This window comes from Pseudomonas sp. PS1(2021) (assembly GCF_020405165.1).
GTDB lineage: Bacteria > Pseudomonadota > Gammaproteobacteria > Pseudomonadales > Pseudomonadaceae > Pseudomonas > Pseudomonas aeruginosa.
This window is the reverse complement of the sequence record NZ_CP084484.1, coordinates 7,507,283-7,526,669: the sequence shown is the minus strand read 5'-3', so window position 1 is coordinate 7,526,669 and position 19,387 is coordinate 7,507,283. Positions and strand designations below refer to the sequence as shown.

The 19,387-nt window shown below is 66.3% G+C and carries 21 protein-coding genes and 1 pseudogene; 8 read left to right on the top strand and 14 right to left on the bottom strand.

From position 1 onward, the window contains the following. Positions 1-76 precede the first annotated feature (76 nt). On the bottom strand, positions 77-1,270 hold the full coding sequence (locus LE197_RS35680; RefSeq protein ID WP_054440856.1) for an MFS transporter: 1,194 nt from the start codon (positions 1,268-1,270) through the stop codon (positions 77-79). Between the two features lie 3 nt (positions 1,271-1,273). Continuing rightward, the gene (locus tag LE197_RS35675) at positions 1,274-1,972 is read right to left on the bottom strand and encodes a type 1 glutamine amidotransferase domain-containing protein (RefSeq protein ID WP_054440853.1); all 699 of its coding nucleotides are present in this window, start codon (positions 1,970-1,972) and stop codon (positions 1,274-1,276) included. Positions 1,973-2,121: 149 nt separating this feature from the next. Here LE197_RS35675 and LE197_RS35670 point away from each other — a divergent pair, with 149 nt between their 5' ends. Further along, positions 2,122-3,030, top strand: a complete 909-nt coding sequence (locus tag LE197_RS35670) for a LysR family transcriptional regulator (RefSeq protein WP_054441669.1) — start codon at positions 2,122-2,124, stop codon at positions 3,028-3,030. 196 nt (positions 3,031-3,226) lie between these two features. On the opposite strand, the gene LE197_RS35665 is transcribed toward LE197_RS35670, so the two are convergent. Further along, positions 3,227-4,471 (bottom strand): MFS transporter, encoded by a 1,245-nt coding sequence (locus LE197_RS35665; protein ID WP_033938331.1) that lies wholly within the window; start codon positions 4,469-4,471, stop codon positions 3,227-3,229. A 111-nt stretch (positions 4,472-4,582) separates the two neighbouring features. Between LE197_RS35665 and LE197_RS35660 the strand changes: the two genes are divergently transcribed. Then, positions 4,583-5,029 (top strand): winged helix-turn-helix transcriptional regulator, encoded by a 447-nt coding sequence (locus tag LE197_RS35660; RefSeq protein ID WP_033938336.1) that lies wholly within the window; start codon positions 4,583-4,585, stop codon positions 5,027-5,029. Positions 5,030-5,063: 34 nt separating this feature from the next. Here the strand turns inward: LE197_RS35660 and LE197_RS35655 are convergent, their stop codons facing one another. Both LE197_RS35655 and LE197_RS35650 read right to left on the bottom strand, forming a co-directional pair. Continuing rightward, a complete protein-coding gene (locus LE197_RS35655; protein ID WP_054441668.1) occupies positions 5,064-5,744 on the bottom strand; it encodes a glutathione S-transferase family protein in 681 nt (226 codons plus the stop codon). A gap of 15 nt (positions 5,745-5,759) precedes the next feature. Next, entirely contained in the window at positions 5,760-6,176 is a 417-nt protein-coding gene (locus LE197_RS35650) for a DoxX family protein (protein ID WP_226033834.1), read from the bottom strand. A 78-nt stretch (positions 6,177-6,254) separates the two neighbouring features. On the opposite strand from LE197_RS35650, the gene LE197_RS35645 reads away from it, so the two are divergent. Then, on the top strand, positions 6,255-7,136 hold the full coding sequence (locus tag LE197_RS35645; protein ID WP_054441664.1) for a LysR family transcriptional regulator: 882 nt from the start codon (positions 6,255-6,257) through the stop codon (positions 7,134-7,136). Positions 7,137-7,225: 89 nt separating this feature from the next. Continuing rightward, positions 7,226-7,621: a LysR substrate-binding domain-containing protein gene (locus LE197_RS35640; protein WP_082402904.1), complete on the top strand. Its 396-nt coding sequence runs from the start codon at positions 7,226-7,228 to the stop codon at positions 7,619-7,621. Between the two features lie 17 nt (positions 7,622-7,638). On the opposite strand, the gene LE197_RS35635 is transcribed toward LE197_RS35640, so the two are convergent. From LE197_RS35635 to LE197_RS35595, 9 genes are all read right to left on the bottom strand, one after another. Beyond that, positions 7,639-9,621: a relaxase/mobilization nuclease domain-containing protein gene (locus LE197_RS35635; protein ID WP_054441660.1), complete on the bottom strand. Its 1,983-nt coding sequence runs from the start codon at positions 9,619-9,621 to the stop codon at positions 7,639-7,641. A 448-nt stretch (positions 9,622-10,069) separates the two neighbouring features. Beyond that, complete coding sequence (locus LE197_RS35630; protein WP_054441658.1) at positions 10,070-10,657, bottom strand: S26 family signal peptidase; 588 nt, start codon at positions 10,655-10,657, stop codon at positions 10,070-10,072. After that, on the bottom strand, positions 10,654-11,211 hold the full coding sequence (locus LE197_RS35625) for a DUF2840 domain-containing protein (protein WP_054441656.1): 558 nt from the start codon (positions 11,209-11,211) through the stop codon (positions 10,654-10,656). Before LE197_RS35625 ends, LE197_RS35630 begins: the two co-directional genes overlap by 4 nt. Continuing rightward, the gene (locus LE197_RS35620) at positions 11,208-11,495 is read right to left on the bottom strand and encodes a hypothetical protein (RefSeq protein WP_054441671.1); all 288 of its coding nucleotides are present in this window, start codon (positions 11,493-11,495) and stop codon (positions 11,208-11,210) included. Before LE197_RS35620 ends, LE197_RS35625 begins: the two co-directional genes overlap by 4 nt. Continuing rightward, the gene (parA, locus tag LE197_RS35615) at positions 11,492-12,130 is read right to left on the bottom strand and encodes a ParA family partition ATPase (RefSeq protein ID WP_054441655.1); all 639 of its coding nucleotides are present in this window, start codon (positions 12,128-12,130) and stop codon (positions 11,492-11,494) included. Before parA ends, LE197_RS35620 begins: the two co-directional genes overlap by 4 nt. 253 nt (positions 12,131-12,383) lie before the next feature. Beyond that, entirely contained in the window at positions 12,384-13,241 is an 858-nt protein-coding gene (locus LE197_RS35610) for a replication initiator protein A (protein WP_054441670.1), read from the bottom strand. A 26-nt stretch (positions 13,242-13,267) separates the two neighbouring features. Then, positions 13,268-13,543: a helix-turn-helix domain-containing protein gene (locus LE197_RS35605; RefSeq protein ID WP_004335979.1), complete on the bottom strand. Its 276-nt coding sequence runs from the start codon at positions 13,541-13,543 to the stop codon at positions 13,268-13,270. 112 nt (positions 13,544-13,655) lie between these two features. Further along, complete coding sequence (locus LE197_RS35600; protein WP_226033833.1) at positions 13,656-14,426, bottom strand: DUF2285 domain-containing protein; 771 nt, start codon at positions 14,424-14,426, stop codon at positions 13,656-13,658. Positions 14,427-14,769: 343 nt separating this feature from the next. Continuing rightward, complete coding sequence (locus LE197_RS35595) at positions 14,770-15,120, bottom strand: DUF2958 domain-containing protein (RefSeq protein ID WP_028792031.1); 351 nt, start codon at positions 15,118-15,120, stop codon at positions 14,770-14,772. Between the two features lie 296 nt (positions 15,121-15,416). Between LE197_RS35595 and LE197_RS35590 the strand changes: the two genes are divergently transcribed. The 4 genes and pseudogenes from LE197_RS35590 to LE197_RS35575 all read left to right on the top strand — a co-directional run bounded on the left by LE197_RS35590 (position 15,417) and on the right by LE197_RS35575 (position 19,333). Then, positions 15,417-15,707, top strand: coding sequence for a helix-turn-helix domain-containing protein (locus LE197_RS35590; protein WP_004335983.1), 291 nt, complete (start codon positions 15,417-15,419; stop codon positions 15,705-15,707). 407 nt (positions 15,708-16,114) lie between these two features. Next, positions 16,115-17,986: pseudogene (locus LE197_RS35585) on the top strand (ParB N-terminal domain-containing protein); the annotation flags it as partial. Positions 17,987-18,046: 60 nt separating this feature from the next. Further along, positions 18,047-18,256 carry a hypothetical protein gene (locus tag LE197_RS35580; RefSeq protein WP_043154546.1) on the top strand — a complete coding sequence of 70 codons (210 nt, stop codon included), beginning with the start codon at positions 18,047-18,049 and terminating at the stop codon, positions 18,254-18,256. A 762-nt stretch (positions 18,257-19,018) separates the two neighbouring features. After that, on the top strand, positions 19,019-19,333 hold the full coding sequence (locus tag LE197_RS35575) for a DUF736 domain-containing protein (RefSeq protein ID WP_043154548.1): 315 nt from the start codon (positions 19,019-19,021) through the stop codon (positions 19,331-19,333). Positions 19,334-19,387: the final 54 nt, after the last annotated feature.

Sequence of the window (19,387 nt, the reverse complement as noted above, 5' to 3'; positions counted from 1 at the left end):
TTCGGGGACGCGGGCGAAGTGCGGTTCTTCAACCACGACCAGAAAAGAGCGTAGATGCCGAAGCGCCATGCTGCACCTACCCTTGAAGCCCTGCGCCGACGAAAGCCGGACGCCGCATCTGCCACAACATCCAGACGATCCCCAACCCCACGGCAACGGCACCGACCCATGCCGTGCTGGTCAGCCCCATCGCCTCCAGGCTCGCCCCGCCCAGCAGCGAACCCAGCGCGATGCCGCCATTGAAGCCGGCGATGTTCAGGCCAGCGGCCACCGCCGGCGCTTGCGGCGCGTGGATGTGCGACAACCCGATCCCCCGCGCCTGCAAGGCCGGCACCGCCGCATAGGTCAGCGCACCCAGCAGGCCCGTCAGCAACACCATCAATGGCAACGACGGCGCCGATGCCCAGATCGCCAACAGCACCATGGCCAGGCCGGCCAGTACGGTCATCACGGCCGCATCTGCGCCCCTGCGGTCGGTCAGCCGCCCGCCCCAGATGTTGCCGATGGCTGCCATCACACCGTAGCCCAGCATCAACAGGCTGCTAGTACTTTCGCTGACGTTCGTCACTTGCAGCAGAATGGGCGAAATGTAGGTGTAGAGCGCGAACGACCCGGCATAGGCCAGCACTGTGATGCCGGCCCCGGCCAGCAGGCGCGGATTGAACATGGCTTGCAGGCCATCCATCGCGTTGGCCTGCGCCGAGGCATCGTCCCGATCCGTGGGCATCAGGGCCAGCAGGCCCAGGAAGCCAATCGCGCCGCTGGCGGCGACGGCCATGAAGATGACCTGCCAGCTCAACACGCTGCCCAGGTAGGTGCCGAGCGGCACGCCCAGCGCCAGGGCCAGCGTCAAGCCGCCGAACACCACCGCCACCGCCGCACCGGCCCGATGCCGCCCCGCCAGTTGCGTGGCGACGCTGGAGGCCACGGCCAGAAACACGCCATGCCCAAGCCCCGAGGCGAAGCGGGCAATCAGCATGGGCGTCAGCGCATCGGACAGGCTGACCACCGCGTTGCCCAGCGTGAACAACCCCATCGCCACCAGCAGCAGGCGCTTGCGCGGCCAGCGCGTGGCCAGCGCCGTCAGACCCGGCGCACCGATCACTGCTCCTAGCGCGTAGGCCGTGACTGCCGTACCGACCTGGCTGACGCTGGCATGCAGGTCAGCGGAAATGGTGGACACCAGGCCAATGGTGACGAACTCGGTGAAGCCCAGGGCGAACGCGCAGAGCGCGAACACGTAGATGACGAAAGGCATGCGCTGGTTCATGGTTCAGGCCCGTCCTGCCGATGCCAGCAGCGGCAACATCGCTTCGCCCACGCCCTTGGCCGAAGCAGGGTTCTGGCCCGTTACCAGCCGTTCGCTCACGACCACCTGCGCCTGGAAGTTCGGCGCAGGCACATGCCGGGCGCCGCGCGCCTGCAAGGCATCGGCCAGCAGGAACGGCACTGTGCCGTACAGGCCAACTGCGCGTTCCTCGTCATTGGTGAAAGCCGATACGTTCTTGCCCGCGACCAGATAGCGGCCATCTGACAGCTTGACGTTCACCAGCCCGGCCGGGCCGTGGCACACCGCCGCGACCACGCCGCCGCGCTCGTAGATGCGTGCGGCAATCGCGGCCAGCTCGGTGCTGTCGGGGAAGTCCCACATCGTCGCGTGGCCGCCGGCATAGAAGACTGCGGCATAGGCGTCGGCATCGACCTGGGACGGTGCCAGTGTGGTGTCGGTGGCGCCACGCAGCGTTGCATCGTTCCAGAACGCGGCATTGACCGGATCGTCCAGATCAAGGCCGTCAACATGCGTCTTGCCGCCCTTGGGGCTGACGAAATCCACGGCGTAGCCGGCATCCGCGAGTACCCGGTGTGGATGCGTGACCTCGGAGAGATAGAAGCCGCTGGGCGCCGCGTCGGCGGCGTCAACCGGCCCCTTACGGTCGTGGCTGGTGAGGACGAAAAGAATGCGCTGGCTCATCGAGAACTCCTGTCGGGCTGCGCTGCGGGGCGCACCTCCAAAGGGAGCATGGCGACGGCAGCATGGGGGACAAAGAGTGTCAGTCTCGCGGATTCGGTATATCCTTTAAATGACCAAAATAGACAAACACTTTCCACGAAATGACCTAAATGGCTCTGCGCAACCTCGATGACCTGGCGGTGTTCGTGCACGTGGTGGAGCGCCAGAGCTTTTCCGCCGCCGCACGCGACCTGCACCTCGCGCCCAAGACGGTCAGCAAGCAGATCGCCCGGCTGGAACAGGCGCTGGGCACCACGCTGTTCGAGCGCAACACCCGCAACCTGCGCATCACCGGCGAAGGCCGCGCCATCGCCGAGCGCGCACGGGTCGCGCTCGGCGTGCTGGAAGAAGTGCAGGAACTGGCGAGCGGCGCCAGCCAGGAGCTGAGCGGCACCATTCGCCTGACCGCGCCCACGCCGTTCGGCCGCAAGTTCGTGGCACCGGCGATCCACGACTTCTGCCGCCTGCATCCCAGGGTCGGCTTCGACCTGCGCCTGTCCGATCAGGTGCAGGATCTGTATAGCGGCGACCTGGACATGGCGATCCGCATGGGCGAGCTGGCCGATTCGCGCTTGGTGGCGCGGCGCGTGGCCGACAACCGGCGCATCCTGGCGGCATCTCCCGCCTACCTGAAAGCGCATGGACAACCCGCGCAGCCGGAAGAACTGGAGCGGCACAACTGCCTGGTGTTCGCCTACCCGGGCCTGCTGCAAAACACCTGGCCGCTGCGCAAGGGCCGCCGGGAGAAGCCTGTCGCGGTCAGCGGTACGCTGTGCAGCGACAACGGCGACGTGCTGCATGCCTGGTGCCTGGCCGGACTGGGCATCTCGCTGCGCGAGACCTGGGACATTCACGAGGAACTGCGCGACGGGCAGCTGGTACGTGTGTTGCCGGACTGGGAAGCCACGCCCTCGAAGATCAGCATCGTGCGGGCACGGCGCGAACCGGTGCCGCGCCGGCTGACGGCGTTCAGCGATTTCCTGCTGGAACGCTGGCAGAACGCGCCGTGGGATCGCTGACTCGGCATACTGCCGATAGAGTTGCGCCCACGGTTCACGGTCGCTTTGTGCGACGCCCCTGAAGGTGACGGCGTCCGCGCTTTGATGCGTGGTGTTCGCGTTCATGCGGTGTCCGTCCATCTGGCCGCCAACAACCGCCTGGGTTGTCGTGCCAAGGGAATGTTCCTGCCGCTCGTCCATGATGAGCATCTCCCGTTCAGCGCTGACGGGCGATCGTCGCCGTGCGTTGCAAAGTCATCGCCCAGAACAGCAACGCCAGCAGGCTGACCGCCGCGCCCAGCGCACAGACGCCCTGCCAACCGGCATGCGCATAGGTCACGGTGGTGCCGATCGCACCCTGCCCACTGCCGACCGCATAGAACAGCATGTAGAGGCCGACCAGCCGGCTGTGCGCCTCGGGCCGGGTGCGGAAGATCAGGCTCTGATTGGTGACATGCAGCGCCTGGCAGCCCAGATCGAGCAGCACGATGCCGATCACCAGCGCCCACAGCGACCATTCCATCAGCGACAGCGGCCACCACGCCAGCAGCAGCACCGCAAGCGCCGCCGCGCTGGTGCGTTGGGCATGTCCCCGATCGGCCCATTGCCCGGCACGCGCAGCGGCCAAAGCGCCCACCACGCCGACCAGGCCAAACGCACCGATGACAGTGTGCGAAAAGTCGTAGGGCGGCGCGCTCAACGGCAGCACCAGCGCGCTCCAGAAGATGTTGAACGCCGCGAACAGCAGCAGCGCCAGCATGCCGCGCACCTGCAACACCTTTTCTTCCCGCAGCAGTGTCAGCATCGAGGCGATCAGGCGGAGGTAAGGCATCGGATTCGGTGCCGGAGGCAAGGCAGGCAGTCGCCGCCACAGCGGTAGCGCGATCACCAGCATCAGCACGGCGGCGCAGAAGTACACGCCGCGCCAGCCCGCCAGATCGCTGACACCGCCAGCGAACACTCGCGCGAGCAGCAGGCCGATGAACACGCCGCTCTGTGCCGCTCCCACAACGCGGCCTTGTTCACGGGGAGCAGCGGCGCTGGCCGCGTAGGCGATCAGCCCCTGTGTCATCGCCGTTCCCAGCAGGCCCACGGCAAGCATGCCTGCCAGCAGGATTGGCGCAGACGGCGCCATGCCGACCATCACCAGTGCCGCCACCAGCGCCAGTAGTTGCACCGCCATCAGGCGGCGGCGCTCAACGCGATCGCCCAGCGGCACCAGCAACAACAAGGCCACGGCGCATCCGACCTGCGTGGCTGTCACCACGCCACCCACGGCTGCATGGCTGATACCGAAATCGCGGGCCAGCGCATCGAGCAGGGGCTGCGCGTAGTACACGTTCGCCACGCTCAGGCCACTGGCAGCGGCAAACAGCAGTACCAGGCCGCGTGGCATATCGGCAGTTCGGGTTGGCATCGTCTCCAGAGGGGCCGGCACCATCGAAACGTGGGATGACTTCATGATCCATCGCCCATTCAATCTAGTTTCAAAATAAAACTGTTTGAATGTTAGATCAAGTGGTTTTAAAATGCAACCATTAGCCTTATCCCTGTCAGCCAGCCAGGAGATTTCATGCCAACCCGCAAACCTATGAACGACGCACCTTGTCCTGTTGCGCGCTCCGTCGATCTGATAGGGGATCGCTGGTCGTTGCTCATCGTGCGCGATGCCTTCGACGGCATGCGCCGCTTCGGCGACTTCCAGCGCAGCCTGGGCGTCGCTCGCAACATCCTCTCCGACCGCCTGCGCAAGCTGGTCGATGCCGGCGTCCTTGAAACGCAGGCGGCCTCGGATGGCACCGCCTACCAGGAGTACGTGCTGACAGCCAAAGGGGAAAACCTGTTCCCCATCGTGGTGGCGTTGCGGCAATGGGGCGAACAACATCTGTTCGAGCGTGGCGAGCGGCATTCGGTGCTGATCGACACGCGCACCGGCAAGCCGATTCCGCGCATGGCACCCACGGCGAGGGATGGCTCCGTGCTGGAACCGGCCACGACCGAAGTACGGAAGGTCACATAGGGCAATCGGTTGTTGTCCGTTCTTCATTGCCCCTTCAATCCTTCACCATCCTGCGCGACAAGGCCGATTCCCGCCTGCGCAGGAAGTCCCGCAGCAGCGCCGGGTAGTCTGGATGCGCGGCCTCGCGCACCGACGCGCGGCCGGCCAGCGCAGCACGCCAGGCCGTGGTCTTGGGCAAGCCGTCGAAGAAGCGGAAATCCCCCAGGCCATCGAACACGTCGAAGTAGCGAAACACCGGCCCGAACACCGCATCCACCAGACTGAACGCTTCCCCCGCGAACCAGGCGCCGTTGCCGGTGCGAATGGCCAGCGCAGCCTCGACCTGCGCCAGCCGCGCACGGAGCTGATCGGCTTGCGCGTCCAGCGCTGCATCGTCCTTGGCGTTGTAGAACGCGGCGATGGTGTTGAGCAGCGATGAACCGAACTCCATCCAGGCGCGATGGCGGGCACGGCTCAGCGCATCCTCGGGATGCAGGCGCGGCATCAGAGTGTCATCCAGGTACTCGCAGATCACGGCCGACTCGAAGATCGGCGCATCACCGACCAGCAGCACCGGCGTCTTGCCCAGCGGCGAGCAGGCCAGGAACCAGTCTGGCTTGTGTGCCAGATCGACATCGCGGCGCTCGAAGGGCACGCCCTTTTCCTTGAGCACGATCACCGCGCGCTGCACATACGGGCACAGCACATGGCTGACCAGGGTGAGTGGGTGGCTCATCGCGCGATCTCCCGCTCAAGCTGCCGGCACGAAGCGATGGCTGCGCCGCAGCGCAGGTGCGCCGTCGCCCAGCAACCACAGCGCCACCGAGGCCGCGACCAGGAACACCGGGTACTCCCAGCCGCCGCCGGCATTGGTATGCGCCCAGCCATTGGGCACATGCACCCAGGCCGCCACGGCCATGACCGGCACCAGTGCCAGCGCGATCTGGCGCGCATAGAAGCCCAGCAACAACGCGATGCCGCCCAGCAGCTCCACGGCGAACACCGGATAGGCCAGCCAGCCTGGAATGCCGACGCTGCCGAAATACTGCGCCGTACCCGGCAGGGTGAAGACGAACCATTTGAGCAACGCGTGCGCCACCCACATGACGCCCAGGCTGATGCGCAGCAAGGCAATGCCATAGGCCGAAGAAGATGGCGTGATTGCCATGAAACCTCCAATTTACGAATGAATGGTCTCAATCGTATGATTGCGGTGACGCAATAAAAATAGGCAGGCAGGAAAGAAGTGATTGCAAAAACGCAATACAAACTGGGCGCAGGCGACCTGGAAATCGTCCTGGCCCTGGTGCGTGCCGGCAACCTGGCCGGTGCGGGCGAACGGCTGGGCGTCGATGCCTCGACCGTCTTCCGCTCGATCCGTCGCATCGAGCGTGGCTTGGGGCAAAGGCTGTTCGAGCGGTCACGCGCGGGCTACTTGCCGTCGGAGCAGGCGCAGGTGCTGGCCGAACATGCCGAGCAGGTGGAGTCGCGGCTGGAACAGGCGCGCTCCGCCGTGCAGCTCACGCCCGAGCAAGTGTCGGGCACGGTGCGCATCACCACCACCGACACCATCCTGCACGGGCTGATCGCGCCAGCGCTGCGCACACTCGCTACCCGCCATCCCTTGCTGGACTATGAGCTACATACCGGCAATGAGTTGACCAGCCTGACGCGGCGCGAGGCTGACATTGCGGTGCGCGCCACCAAGAAACCGCCGCAGCACCTGGTCGGCAAGCACATCGGCCCGATCCGGGTGGCGCTGTACGCCAGCAAGGGCAGCGGCATCCGGCGCTACCAGGATGTTGAAGCCGGCAAGGCCGCCTGGATCGCGCCCGACGATGCGCTGCCGGAACACCCCTCGGTGCTCTGGCGCAAGCGCCATCATCCCAAGGCAGTGCCGCGCTACCGCGTCAACAGCATCCTGACGGTGATGGAACTGGTGGCCGCCGGTATGGGTGTCGGCGTGCTGCCGGTATTCCTGGCGCAGCCGCGCAAGGACTTGATCGCGCTGACCGACATCCTCGACGAATGCCAGACTGAACTGTGGCTGCTTACGCACCCCGAGTCTCGGCATCTGCGGCGGGTGTCTACGGTGTTCCGGCATCTGGGGGAGCACTTGAACCTTTGACTGCCAGGGTGCTTGCCAGCGGGTCGATTTCATCTGCACGGCTAAAGCGATCAAAACCGCCCGGAAAGCAGATACCCCGCATCAGGTACATGCGCCGCCAAACCCAGGGTTTTGAGTATCTGATACCGGAAACAGTGGAAGACCTGCAGCATCACGAATGCCTATCGTTCAGCCCGACAGCCTTGTCCTATTGGCTTGGCACTGGTGAGGACGTGCGTCGTCGATCAGTGTCGGGAAGATTGCAGATAAACAACGGCCAGGCACTCCGCATTGCTGCACTCAATGGCATGGGCATCGTCTTGCAATCCACCCTTCTGTTGGAAGAGGACATTCAAGCTGGCCGTTTGATTCAATTGTTTCCCGAGCAAGGTCTGCCGAGCCGACCGATGAGCGTTGTTTACCTTCCTGACCGCTACCATTCGACCAAGCTACGTAGTTTTGTGGCGTTTCTCATGGAGCACTTCCCGCCAATGGCCCGCGTGTAGTGCCTGCACCTAACAACTCAGCTTATTGAGAGATTGCGCTGCCGCCCGATTTCCCATGACACTCCACCGCCGCGCACCGTCGCTGCAAGCTGCTGCCCCAGCCGCTGTTCAATCACCGGACGCCACGGCACAAGCGAGAAGCCCATGCCGTCGTCCAGCATCGCGTACCGCCCGCTGGCGAGCATGACCGAGCGCCGGTAGATGCCGGCTACGCGCTGTCCGTCCGCCACTGGGCGATGTGACAGTCCGGTTTCGGCGGCAATGTCCTTTCCAACTTGCGCCAGCTCCCGGTTGCGCAGCGTCGCCAGCAGGTTGCGGGCGAGGATCACGCGCTGGCCGCGCCGCTGGGCCAAGCCCTGTTCTTCAAGGAAATCGGCGCGCTGCTGCATCGCCTGCTTGGTCTCGCTGCCAAAGCCCAGGTCGCCCAGCCCCTTGCCGCCGCCGATCAACTGCTGATCCAGCCAGGTCGCGCCGATCACCCGCGCCTGTCGCTCGATCGGCAGGTGCGATTTCAGCTCCACGGCCACGCCACCGAGGCGCTGCGCGTCGTACTGGCGGACACGCTCGGCCAGGTCGTCCGGCACCTTCCATAAGCCATCGGCCACGCGCTCCACGATGCCGGCCCGGCGCAGGGCTTCCAGCCGGCGGACGTGGGCCGCTACGACCTCCTGCGGGTCGCGGCCGGGCGTGGCTCGGCCCTGCTCGATCGCCAGGTGATGATCGGTGCGGTACAGACCATCGCTCGCCAGCGCCGCAATGTTTCTGTCGGCCGCCCGCACCCCGGCGGAACCGCGCACCTCCACCACCGCTCCGGTGGGATAGTTCGCCAGTTCGTCGCGGGCGTTCAAGGCAACGTAGTGAGCCTTGCCGTCAATGCCGTCGATGACCAGATAGCCGCGGTCGTGCAGCTCGTCGGCCAGCCCCTTGGCAGCGACGTGGCCGATAACGGTGCGGCCGTCGTCTCCCGGCTCGAACACCGCCAACTCGCGCGGCTGGCCGCTCATGGCCCGCTGCATGGTGCGGATGATGTCGCCACGCTCGCCCAGGGCGCGCAAGGTCTTCTCCGCGTCCGCATGGACGGCCCAGGTGCCGGGCTGCATCTCGTCGGCCAGGCCCAGGCGCTGCAAGCGTTGCAGGCGGCCGATCAGCAGCAGGCGCTGGCGTTGCAGCCGGGGTTCGTTGAAGCGTTCGATCTGCACCCGGCCATCCTCGCCGGCCTCGCGCTGCAACGTGCGGTCGAGGCTCGTCCACCGCTCTTGCTCCACTTCGCGCTGCAAGGTTTGCTGGATCTCCAGTTCGGTGCGCGGCCCCAGCCATTCCGTCGCCAGCTCGGCGGCGCGATGCCGGAAGCCGTGGGCGATGTAGTCGCCCGCGATGATGAGGTCTTTGCCGGTGTCGTCGCGTCCGCGCACGATCAGGTGCGTGTGCGGGTTGTCGGTGTTCCAGTGATCGACCGCGACCCAATCGAGCCGGGTTCCCAGGTCGGCTTCCATGCGGTTCACCAGATGCCGGGTATAGGTGCGCAAGTCGTCCAGTTCCGCGCCGTCTTCGGGCGAGACGATGAAGCGGAAATGGTGCCGGTCGTCGGCGCAGCGTTCCTTGAAAGCGTCCAGGTCGGCTTCGTCCGTCTGCGCCCCATAGGCCCGCCCCGGTTCGCCATCCCGGCCCGCGCCGTCGCGCTCGATGTAGCGCAGATGCTTGGCGAGCGATTGCGGGCTGGCATTGCGCTGATTGACCAGCAGGGTCTTGATGGTCACGCGCCGCGACATGGGCGTCAGCTTCACCCCGGCGAAACGCGCCGCCGTATGGCCGCGCCCCAGGCGCGAGCCGGGCCGCTGGCCGGTGCCGGCCGCCCCAGGACTGCGCACCGCTGACTTGCCGCTGCTGGCTTTGCCGGCCTGCTTGAGCACCCTGGAAACGAAGCTCTGCCCCTGGCCCTTGCCCCGGTTCTTCGGGGCGCTGGGGCGCACCCGGAAATCGTCGTCGCGGCGGTCGGTCATGGCTGCGCTCCTTGCAAGCTCTGGCGTGTCCTGTCGTGCGAAGCACGCGGACATGCCTGCATTGGCGCGACCCTCGCGCCGAAAGCGGCACGGCGGCGAAGCCGCTCCGTGCCGCTTTCCCCCCATGTGCAGACTGGCTTTGCGGTCGGCAAGGTGCCGAACCCTTTTGTCTTGCCTTCCGCCTTCGCTCCTCGCTCTCGCTCCGGGCGTCGGCGGCCCGGCGGCGCTGTGCTGCTTGCAGCCAGCGCGCCGGTGAACCCGCCAATGGCCGCAGGCCGGGCGCATTCGAGGCAAGACGCCTGCACGTGGGGCGGCTGCGCCGGAGGCAGTGCGAAGTGCGGTGCGAATGCACCCGCACTGCACGCACGGCGACATGGCGACGGCCAGCAGAACGACACGCTCGATGACACCACGAGATGCACGGCAACGTGCAGCGAATTGGCGGCCATCATGGGCGTGCCTTCAGCCAGACCGGATGCGCGACGCCGATCACGGCGGATGCGCTGACCGGGCCGAAATACCGGCTGTCGAAAGACGCCGGATTGGTCACGCTCAACAGGAATAGCTCGCCCGGTTCGAGGCGCCGGCAAAGCTGCAAGGATGGCAGCGGCCGGCCCAGCCGGTCGGCAGGCAGCACGGCGGCCGAAGGCACGCCGTCGATGCGTACCTGACCGGCGACGATGCAAACGTGTTGCGGTGCGACTGCGCCCACACGTTTGAGCAGCGGAATGCGCGTCGGCAGGTAGCCGCGCTGCGCAGCCAGTGCGGCGGCCTCGGCCGGCAGCGGCACCAGCACGATGCTGTCCACGGACAACGGACGTGACAGCGAGGCGGTGCGCGGGTCGAACGGCTCGATGCGATACCAGCCGACCGCCACGCTGTCGGATGGGTTGTACGTCAGGCGAGGCAGCGGCGACACGAGAGCCGCCCAGGCCAGCGCAGCGAGGCCGCAGGCGGTCAGGCCCGCCAGCACGATGCGAGCGCGCAGGCGCGAGCGAGGACGTGGCGCGGGGCCGGTCGTAGAAATGCTGGTCATGGGAATGTCCTTCCGGCCAGCCAAGCGGCGTGCCGTTCGATGCTGTATTCGGGCAGCGGCAGGCGCGCCGCTAGCCGGTTGCTCAGCGTGCGCCAGTACGCAGGCGAGACGGCAGACGGGGCGATGCCCAGCGCCTCGATGGCGTCGATGCGTTCCAGCACGGCGCGCACGCTGGCGTCACCCTCGGCGTGCAGCAGCAGGCGCGCACCGGGCCGCACGCCGGGGATGCGCTGCAAGGCATCCAGCGGCGTGGCGGCTTGCATCACCATCAACTGCCAGCGGATCGTGCCGTAGTCATTGGCCTGCCAGCGGATGCGGCAGAACATCGCGCCTGGCAGGAACTCCGCACAGCGCCGCCAGCGGTCGAGCCGAAGCGTGCGCGCCGGTTCGCCGAAGCGCAGGTAGAGCTTGAATCGCGGTTCGATGTAGGCCAGCGATACGCGCGTCAGCGGCACGTTGCCGGCCTGGCCGGCGAGTACCGCGAGCGACGGCGCAGCCGCAGGCGATGCGGCAGCCGTGGCCGTGTTCGCGGCGGGTGCAGCGGATGCGTTCATAGCGTGTTCTCCGTGCGGTTCTCGGGAAATTCCCGCTCTAGCAAAGCGCGCAGCAGTTCGGCCACCGTCACGCCCCGCGTGAAGGCCGACACCTTGATGCGCGCCCGCATGGCGGGCGTCACGTCGAGCGTCAGGCGGGCTGTGTAGAGGTCGCCCTTGTTGAGCGCATCGGCGTCGCCCTGGCGAATCCATGCCTCGGCATGCGGATTCGCGGGCGGACGTGCGCCGATACCGACGCGCTTGGCCGTGCGTTTGCTGTTATGTGGTGGTGGCTTCGCTGTCATGTCGGCCACCGCAACAGTTCATCGACCAGCGCCGTGATTTCGCGCGCGGCAGCGCTGTCCGGTGCCGTCTCGCGGGCCAGCCGGCCAGCGGCCACGCTGTCGGCGAAGACGATGCGCTGGCGAACCTCGGCGCGTAGCGCCGGCAGCGGCTGCTCGGCCAGCGATTGCCGCGCCTCCCTGCCAATGATCGTCGTGCTGATGCGCCGGTTGATGACGAAGGCTGCGCGCAGCGCAGGCCGGAACACCTGCGCCTCGCGGATCAGCGCCACCATCTCGGCGCTGGCCCACACGTCATAGGGGCTGGGCTGCACCGGGATCAGAACACGCTCGGCCGCCAGGAGCGCAGAGCGCGCCAAGGCGGCAATCCTGGGTGGCCCATCAATGACGACGTGATCGGCCCGCCTGGCAAGTTCTGGCGCTTCCTGATGCAGCGTTTCGCGGGCCAGGCCCACGGTGCTGAACAGCCGTGGCAAGCCTTGCTGGCTTCTGCGCTGCGTCCAATCCAGTGATGAGCCCTGCGGATCGGCATCGAACAGGACAACATGCTGGCCGCGCAGCGCCAATTCGCCCGCGATGTGGGTGGCGAGCGTGGTCTTACCGACACCGCCTTTCTGGTTGAGCAGAGCGAGAATCATGGTGCGGCCCTCCGTGTTGGAAAGCCGGTCTTTCGCTTCTGCATTTCGTGCCGTTTGGTGGTTGTCCACCGAAACGGCGCTTCTCTACTAAAAGTTAGAGAATTTAAGTTAGGAATGTTAGAGGGCGGCAAAACCCAATGGTGGCAAGGGTTTGCGGCCGATTTTGTTGCCTGATAGCACGAGGATTTGTTGCCTGATAGCACGAGCCTCCTGTTGCCTGATAGCACGAGTGAATTAACAGGTTTTCCCGCAGTTATCCCCGTGCCGTGGGCGGCACGGGCCGGAAGGTCAGCAGCTCGGTTTTCTCGCCGGGCATCCGCTCGATGCCCAGGACGTAGCCGGGCAACGATTGCCGCGCCACCAGGGCGCGCAGGTCGGCGGCGAAGTCGTAGAAACGCGCCACGCTGCCCGACTTGCGGTACAGATGCTGGAAATCGAATTGCCAGCCGTGCTCCTGCCGGCCGCCATGCTTGCGCACCAGGCGGTACAGCCAGCGTTCGATGCCGCCCGTGAGCCGGAAGTACGTCGGGTCGATGGTCAGCACCAGGGCCGCGTCCACCACGCCCGCGTAGAACCAGTCCGGCAGGATCAGCTCGATGCCCAGCGGCGTGCCGCTGGCATCGGCCAATTCCTTCCACTCGTTGATCCACGAAAAACGGTGCAGCCGCCTTCCCGTGGTTTCGCGGATGGACGTGGCCACTGTGGTCGATTGCAGCCGGTCGAGGGCGGCTTTCAGGCGCTGGTAGTCGCGCAAGCTTGTGCCACGCCCGATGAAGCGCAGGATTTCGTAGGGGCGCACCTGCATCAGCCGCGAGGTCGGGATGCCCGCATCGCGGGCTTCCACGATCTGGCTGGCGGCCCAGATCAGGATGTCGGCATCCCAGATCGTCGCGATGCCGTGTTCCTGCGTCCCTTCCACGCGGATGGTGATGCCGCCCGCCCGGAAGTCGATCGGCGCGGTGCGCCGCGACTTGGCGAGCGAGAAGAACGGAAAGGCCATCAAGTCCTGGCTGTCGCGCGGCGCCATGTCGCCCGGCAGCGCGCGGAACAGGTCGAGCTGTTCGCGCTGCTGCGCTGGTCGCTGCCGCAGGGGCAGCGATGGGCTGGACATGGCGATGGCCACCGGCGAGCCAGAGATCAGCGGCCGTCACGATAGTCGCCCGCATGCCGCTCGGCGTATTCCGGGTCGGAAGTCGCCGCGTAGCTGCGCGCATCGGCCCAGGCGTCGAGGTCGCTCACGGCATACATGACGCGGCGGCCGAACTTGCGGAACTTCGGCCCGCCACCGATCACGCGCTGTTTCTCCAGCGTGCGCGGCGACAGGCGCAGGTAGTCGGCGGCTTCGTCGTTGGTGAGATAGCGTTGGGGCTGCGCGGGCGCAGCGGCGGCAGGCCGCAAGGGAGCAGGTCGCATGGGAAGTACCTCCATCAAGCCCGGCCACACCACGCGGCCGGATAGAGGCACTTTCAAGAAAGCGAGGCTTCTTGCTAAGGGACGAATTGCAGGGACTGCAAAACGTCCCCCCTTACTGCGATACAACTGGCGGGAGCTGCGCCAGGCTGCGATAGCCGCCGCGCATCAGCGCCTCGCCACGGCGCACCAGCCTCCGCACGCGGGCACGCAAAGCACTGTCTTTGTGCCAGTCGGCCGCGACGACATCTGCGCCGAACAACCCTTCGGCCACTTCGCGCAAGGATGCACCTGCCAGGGTCGCGTCGAGGGCCTGCAAGGTATGCAGTTCCAGCACCGCGGCCGGCATGGGTCGGGAACGAGCCGCTGCCGCCGGTGCAGCAACCGTGGCGGCGGCCAAGGCATCCAGTTCGGCCGCCAGCGTGCGATAGCGCGCGCAGGGCGTGGCGCAGGCGCGGGTGGCGTAGAGGTAGGCCATGCCATCCTCCAGGCCCGGCCCGAGGGCGAGCCGCAGGCAGCAGCCGGGCCAGTGCGACACCAGCACCAGGCGCTTGCCGTCGTGGATCAGTTGCTTGCGGCCAGGCACGCGCCAGAACTCGAAGGCGTAGGCATCGGGCGGCGGATCTGCATCGGGGTAGAGCTGCACCACGGCATCGTGATCGGGGAACCAGGCCGGATGCGCGTCACGCGCATCCAGGGTGGGATCTTCCAGCAGGCGCAGGCCCCACGCCTGCGCCGCGTCCGGCCGGCGGCGACGGCGCAGCCAGTCGCGGCGGTAGTCGGGATTCCTTCGCAGGTACTCCCAGGCCAGCGCGGGGCCGTCCAGGTGCAGGATGTAGAGATAAGCCGCTGTCGGATACCAGTGTTCGGCGCTTCGATCAGTCATGGCGAGACCTCCCTGTGCTTGGGGTGCGTCGCCACGGATTCCGTCGTGCGGGAGCTATCGAAACGCCATCAGGTCGTCATCAAAAAAGATTAAGCTGTAACTGTCGGTGTCAAGACCGTTTGGCTCCGGCGTGTTGCGGAAATCGTCTGAATGCGACGGCTACGCAACCCGGAAATGGTGCGCGGCATCGGATACCGTGCCGCAGGCCGCGCCAAAGATCATGACTGTTTGCATCAGGCTGGCACCGCTTCGGTGCATCAATGCCGATTGAGACCGTACAGGTCTTGGGTAAGACCGAAATAGTCACAATGCGCCCCGGCTGGCCGGGCTGCGCTGGCCTTCATCAGTCCGTGATCGCGCCGTTTTCCTGCGCCAGCCGGACGTACTCCGACAGCGGGCGTAGCGCCTGGAAATACCGATCCCGCCGCACCGGCAGCTTGCGCGGGCCGACGATGCCGGCCAGGTCGGAGAGCTTGACCGTGCCCAGCGAGGGCATCCCGATACCGAGGTCGATCAGCCCGTAGGCCGTGTCGCCGTCCACCGGGTCGAGCGACACCAGCAGCCAGGTCACATGCGCATCGGGGGTAAACAGCCGCACCACGGGCAGCGGGTCGAGGTGCTGGCCAGCGGCGAGCGCCGCGCCGTGGGCGAGCAGCCGGGCGCGTTCGTCAGCGGTGACAAGTGGCAGGGTCATGGCCGGAACCTCCACGAAACCGAGGATGCACGGATGCGCTTCTGCGTCGAAGCACGGAACCGCCGAACCGTCTCCGTGCTTTCGTGCGCAAGCACGGATGCGCAAGCCATCGCATCCTGAGAAGAACGCAAGCGCAAAAGCGGAATTGTAGAAAGCCGGAAAGACACGGATGCGATTCCCCGGTTCTGCTGGAATCCGTAGATACGGATTTCCGTAAAGGCACGGAACAGCGTTTTTTCGTCAATGAGTTAAAGATAACGTGGTTTTAATTGTCCTTCGATTCGACGCTTCTGTCTATGCAGAAGCGATCCGTTCAGCCAGGCCGACCGGCCGGCGTTACCACCTTCGATGCCGATCTGGCGCAAGCCTTCGGCGCGGCGGTGCGCGCGCTACGGATGGAGCGAGGGATTGCGCAAGAATCGCTGGCGCACCTGGCCGGCATCGAGCGTTCGCACATGGGCAAGGTCGAGCGTGGCGAACACATGCCCACGCTGGCGGCCATCTTCAAGATCGCCCGCGCACTCGATTGCAGTACGGCGGTGCTGATGGCCGAGACGGAAAGCCAGATCGCGGCGTCCGAGACATAGCCGCAAGCGGAGCGCGCAGCGCCATCAGGCGCGAAGGCGTGAGGGATTGAAGCCGCATGGCCGTGACGGCTTGCCGGTACGGGGCGCAGCCCGAAAGCCCGGCGGCGCTTCCAGCGCCGACACGCCATCTTGCGCTTGCTGCCACGGGCTTGGGGGTTGGGGAGCAATGGAACTGAAAACCAACGTAAGCCGAATTAGAGTTCGTTTTACTCGTCAGCGACTGCGAATTAACGAACTTTGATTCGTGAGAAAGGTTTATTGCACTGATTTTCGGGTGTTGGTGACCTTTCCTCGCGATAGCGGAAACGGTTTCATAAAACGGTCGTTTTTCGAAACTATCCAGACGTTGCAAGGGTTTGCGGGGCAGCGACTGAGCTTAAGTGCACTTTCTGTTCCGTTGCTCCCCCAACCCCATCATCATTGCCGCCGCCGATGGCGAGCATTACGAAGTGGTGGCCGGTGGCCGTCGCCTCGCCGCGTTGAAGCTGCTGGCGAAGAAGCACCGCATCAGCAAGGAATGGGAAGTGCCTTGCCTGCTGGTGGCCGATGGCACCGCCCGCACGGCCAGCCTCACCGAGAACGTGCAGCGCGAAGCCATGCACCCCGCCGACCAGTTTGAGGCATTCGCCGCGCTGGTGGCCGATGGCCGCAGCATCGAGGACATTGCAGCGGATTTCAGCGTCACGCCGCTGGTGGTGCAACGCCGCCTGAAACTCGCCAACGTGTCGCCGCGCCTGCTGGCCGACTACCGCGCCGATGCCGTCGCGCTCGACCAGCTGATGGCCCTTGCCATCACCGACGACCACGCCGCGCAGGAAAGCGCCTTCTACGATGCGCCAACGTGGCAGCGCCAGCCGTCCGCGCTGCGCGACCGTCTGACCGAACGCGAAATCGACGCCTACCGGCATCCGCTGGTGCGCTTCGTCGGGCTGGACACCTACGACGCCGCAGGCGGCGGCATCCGCCGCGACCTGTTCGCCGAAGGCGATGCGGGCGTGTATCTGACCGATGCCGCGCTGCTGGAACGGCTGGCGCAAGACAAGCTGGCAGGCATCGCCGCAGAGGTGAAGGCCGAGGGATGGGCATGGGTGGATGCCACGCCCGGCACGACCCATGCCGACCTGCACGCCTTCCAACGCGCCCCGAGGGAACGCCGCGAACCGAACAAGCGCGAAGCCGCACGCATCGAGAAGCTGCAAGCCAAGCTGCACGAACTGGCCGAGGCCGTGGATGCCGCGCTGGACGCCGACGACGAGGAAAAGGCCGATGCCTTGCAGGAGGAAGGCGAACGCCTGGGCGAGCAGTTGCAGGCGCTGGAAGATGGCTTGCAGGACTACGGCGCGAACGTGAAGGCGGCAGCCGGTGCCATCGTCACCATCGACCGCAGCGGCGAAGCCGTGGTGCATCGCGGCCTGATGCGCGAAGCCGAAGCCAAGGCGCTGCGCACGCTGGAACGGCTGCGGCAGGGTTTCGGCGGCACAGAAGCCGAGAACGACGACGAAGGCGAGGACGGAGACAGCGAAGGGCAGCCCAAGACCGCCGCCATGTCTGACAAGCTGGCGCAGCGGTTGAGCGCCCACCGCACCACCGCGCTGCAAATCGAAGTCGCCCGGCATCCGCAAGTGGCGCTGGCCGCGCTGGTGCATGGCATGGTGCAGACCGTCTTGCAGGAAAGCCACTACGGGCACGACCTGCCGCTGGGCGTGAGCCTGAAAGTGCAAGACCGGCTGGAAAGCCTTGCCCCGGACGTGTCGGAATCGCCTGCCGCCGTGGCGCTGCGCACCTTGCAGGAAGTCGCGGGCGAAGCCTTGCCGGAGGACAGCGCCGAACTATTCGCCGCGCTGGTGGCGAAGTCGCAGGATGAACTGGTGCGGCTGCTGGCCGTGTGCGTGGCTTCCACGGTGGACGTGGTGACGCCCCGCGCTACGACGCAGCAACCGGGCGCGGAACTGGCGCAGGCTGTCGGCTTGGACATGGCCGCATGGTGGAAGCCCACCGCTGACGGCTATTTCCAGCATGTGCCGAAGGCCGCAATTCTGGAAGCCGTGGAGCAGTACGCCCCGGTGCACGTCACCCGGCTGGCGAAGTTGAAGAAAGGCGACATTGCCAGCGAAGCCGAGCGGCTGGCCGATGGCACCGGCTGGATGCCCGCCATCTTCCGTGCCGAAGCCCCGCAGCAGGACGCGCAGGACGTGACGGCGGACGAGGAAGCCGAACCGCCGGAGGAAGTCGCCGCCGTGGCGGATGAGCAGCCGCAGGCCGAGGCACTGGCCGCGTGACCTTGCACCACAGATAGCGCCCCGGTTCCGGCCGGGGCGCTTCATGCCGAGGATTCCCCCATGAGCCACGACACCACGAACCGCCCCCGCATGGCCGCGACCTACGCCCCCGGCACGGTACGCGCCCGCCGCTGGCATGGCGCTGGCGACGTGCGCGGCTACCGCCCGCCTCGCGGCTGGACAGCCCGCGCCGCCCTGACCGACCTGCACCCCATTACGGGCCGCGCCTTGCCGCGTGCCGTGTGGTGGATCATCGAAACCAAAGAATAGGGAGCAGCCCGCGCCCAAGCCGTTCCGTCTTGGGCGCGGGGAATGCCAAAATCCGGGCGCGGTCGTGGCCGCGCCCGGTGTTCAAGGCCCAAAGCCAGAGCGCCCCTGCGCCGCCTTCGGGCAGGCGACGCAGGGGCGGCGCACAAGTAGCCTTGTGCGCGAGAAACCCTCGAAGCCCATCAGTGCGTCGGCGCACAGCACCGACGACATTCCGAATGCGCCCCGCCACAATGATCGGGGCTTGTGGGCCTACGCCCCGGCTTGCTGCCACAGGTTGCATGAAAGCGTGCCGTCCTCGACGCTGGCGGTTCGTCGCTTGTACGTCACGAAGGACGGTTCACCGACACGCCGCCCGGCCTTGCAATGGAGCTTCCACGCCACGCCTCAGGCAAGAAGCCACCTGCTACGTCAGGGACGCTTTCACCTTGTCGCTGGGCGTTGTCCTTGCCCGTGTCAGGGCGCAAGCCGATGAAGCCGTCACGCGGGGAGCCGAGTCGGCCATGTTTCCTTTCGGAGCGGGTCGGCCCAAGGCGTCCTTTCTGTTTGTGAATCCTGGCGGTGGCCGGGCTTCTATGGCTGCAACCTTCCAGCGAAAACAATTTCCCCTGCGCTGCGCGCATTCCTCGCGGGACAAATTCTTTTCGCTTCCAGGCGCTCCACTGCGTTGCGCCCGCAAGCGGTGCAGCCAGCCCGTCCCCCGCCGGTCGGATCACAACAGGACGCGATGGGCGCGAACCCTGTTCAACCGAAAGGAAATTCATCATGGCAAACATCGGCACCTTCACCGCAGAGAAAGACGGCTTCACCGGCACGCTTCGCACCCTGACCCTCAACGTCAAGGTCAAGCTGGTTCCCAACGACAAGGGCGACAACGAGAACGCTCCCGACTACCGCCTGCAAGCGGCTGGCCACGACATCGGCGCTGCGTGGAGGAAGACCAGCGAGGCCGGGCGCCCCTACGTGTCCGTGACCCTGGACGATCCTTCGTTCCCGGCGACCGTCTATGCCCGCCTGATCGAAGGTGAGAACGGCACGCACGACCTGATCTGGTCGCGCAACAAGCCCAAGGCGGCCTGACGGCCGCCCACCGCGCCCCGCCCATTGCGGCGGGGCGCGATGCTGCTGATCGCA

Excerpts from the sequence above, each read along its gene's own strand:
- parA (WP_054441655.1), bottom strand. The coding sequence starts at position 12,130 with ATGATTCTCGCTCTGCTCAACCAGAAAGGCGGTGTCGGTAAGACCACG.
- LE197_RS35605 (WP_004335979.1), bottom strand. The coding sequence starts at position 13,543 with ATGCGACCTGCTCCCTTGCGGCCTGCCGCCGCTGCGCCCGCGCAGCCC.
- LE197_RS35600 (WP_226033833.1), bottom strand. The coding sequence starts at position 14,426 with ATGACTGATCGAAGCGCCGAACACTGGTATCCGACAGCGGCTTATCTC.
- LE197_RS35670 (WP_054441669.1), top strand. The coding sequence starts at position 2,122 with ATGGCTCTGCGCAACCTCGATGACCTGGCGGTGTTCGTGCACGTGGTG.
- LE197_RS35575 (WP_043154548.1), top strand. The coding sequence starts at position 19,019 with ATGGCAAACATCGGCACCTTCACCGCAGAGAAAGACGGCTTCACCGGC.
- LE197_RS35675 (WP_054440853.1), bottom strand. The coding sequence starts at position 1,972 with ATGAGCCAGCGCATTCTTTTCGTCCTCACCAGCCACGACCGTAAGGGG.
- LE197_RS35580 (WP_043154546.1), top strand. The coding sequence starts at position 18,047 with ATGAGCCACGACACCACGAACCGCCCCCGCATGGCCGCGACCTACGCC.
- LE197_RS35610 (WP_054441670.1), bottom strand. The coding sequence starts at position 13,241 with ATGTCCAGCCCATCGCTGCCCCTGCGGCAGCGACCAGCGCAGCAGCGC.
- LE197_RS35660 (WP_033938336.1), top strand. The coding sequence starts at position 4,583 with ATGCCAACCCGCAAACCTATGAACGACGCACCTTGTCCTGTTGCGCGC.
- LE197_RS35620 (WP_054441671.1), bottom strand. The coding sequence starts at position 11,495 with ATGACAGCGAAGCCACCACCACATAACAGCAAACGCACGGCCAAGCGC.
- LE197_RS35665 (WP_033938331.1), bottom strand. The coding sequence starts at position 4,471 with ATGAAGTCATCCCACGTTTCGATGGTGCCGGCCCCTCTGGAGACGATG.
- LE197_RS35595 (WP_028792031.1), bottom strand. The coding sequence starts at position 15,120 with ATGACCCTGCCACTTGTCACCGCTGACGAACGCGCCCGGCTGCTCGCC.
- LE197_RS35635 (WP_054441660.1), bottom strand. The coding sequence starts at position 9,621 with ATGACCGACCGCCGCGACGACGATTTCCGGGTGCGCCCCAGCGCCCCG.
- LE197_RS35680 (WP_054440856.1), bottom strand. The coding sequence starts at position 1,270 with ATGAACCAGCGCATGCCTTTCGTCATCTACGTGTTCGCGCTCTGCGCG.
- LE197_RS35655 (WP_054441668.1), bottom strand. The coding sequence starts at position 5,744 with ATGAGCCACCCACTCACCCTGGTCAGCCATGTGCTGTGCCCGTATGTG.
- LE197_RS35630 (WP_054441658.1), bottom strand. The coding sequence starts at position 10,657 with ATGACCAGCATTTCTACGACCGGCCCCGCGCCACGTCCTCGCTCGCGC.
- LE197_RS35590 (WP_004335983.1), top strand. The coding sequence starts at position 15,417 with ATGCAGAAGCGATCCGTTCAGCCAGGCCGACCGGCCGGCGTTACCACC.
- LE197_RS35650 (WP_226033834.1), bottom strand. The coding sequence starts at position 6,176 with ATGGCAATCACGCCATCTTCTTCGGCCTATGGCATTGCCTTGCTGCGC.
- LE197_RS35625 (WP_054441656.1), bottom strand. The coding sequence starts at position 11,211 with ATGAACGCATCCGCTGCACCCGCCGCGAACACGGCCACGGCTGCCGCA.
- LE197_RS35640 (WP_082402904.1), top strand. The coding sequence starts at position 7,226 with ATGCGCCGCCAAACCCAGGGTTTTGAGTATCTGATACCGGAAACAGTG.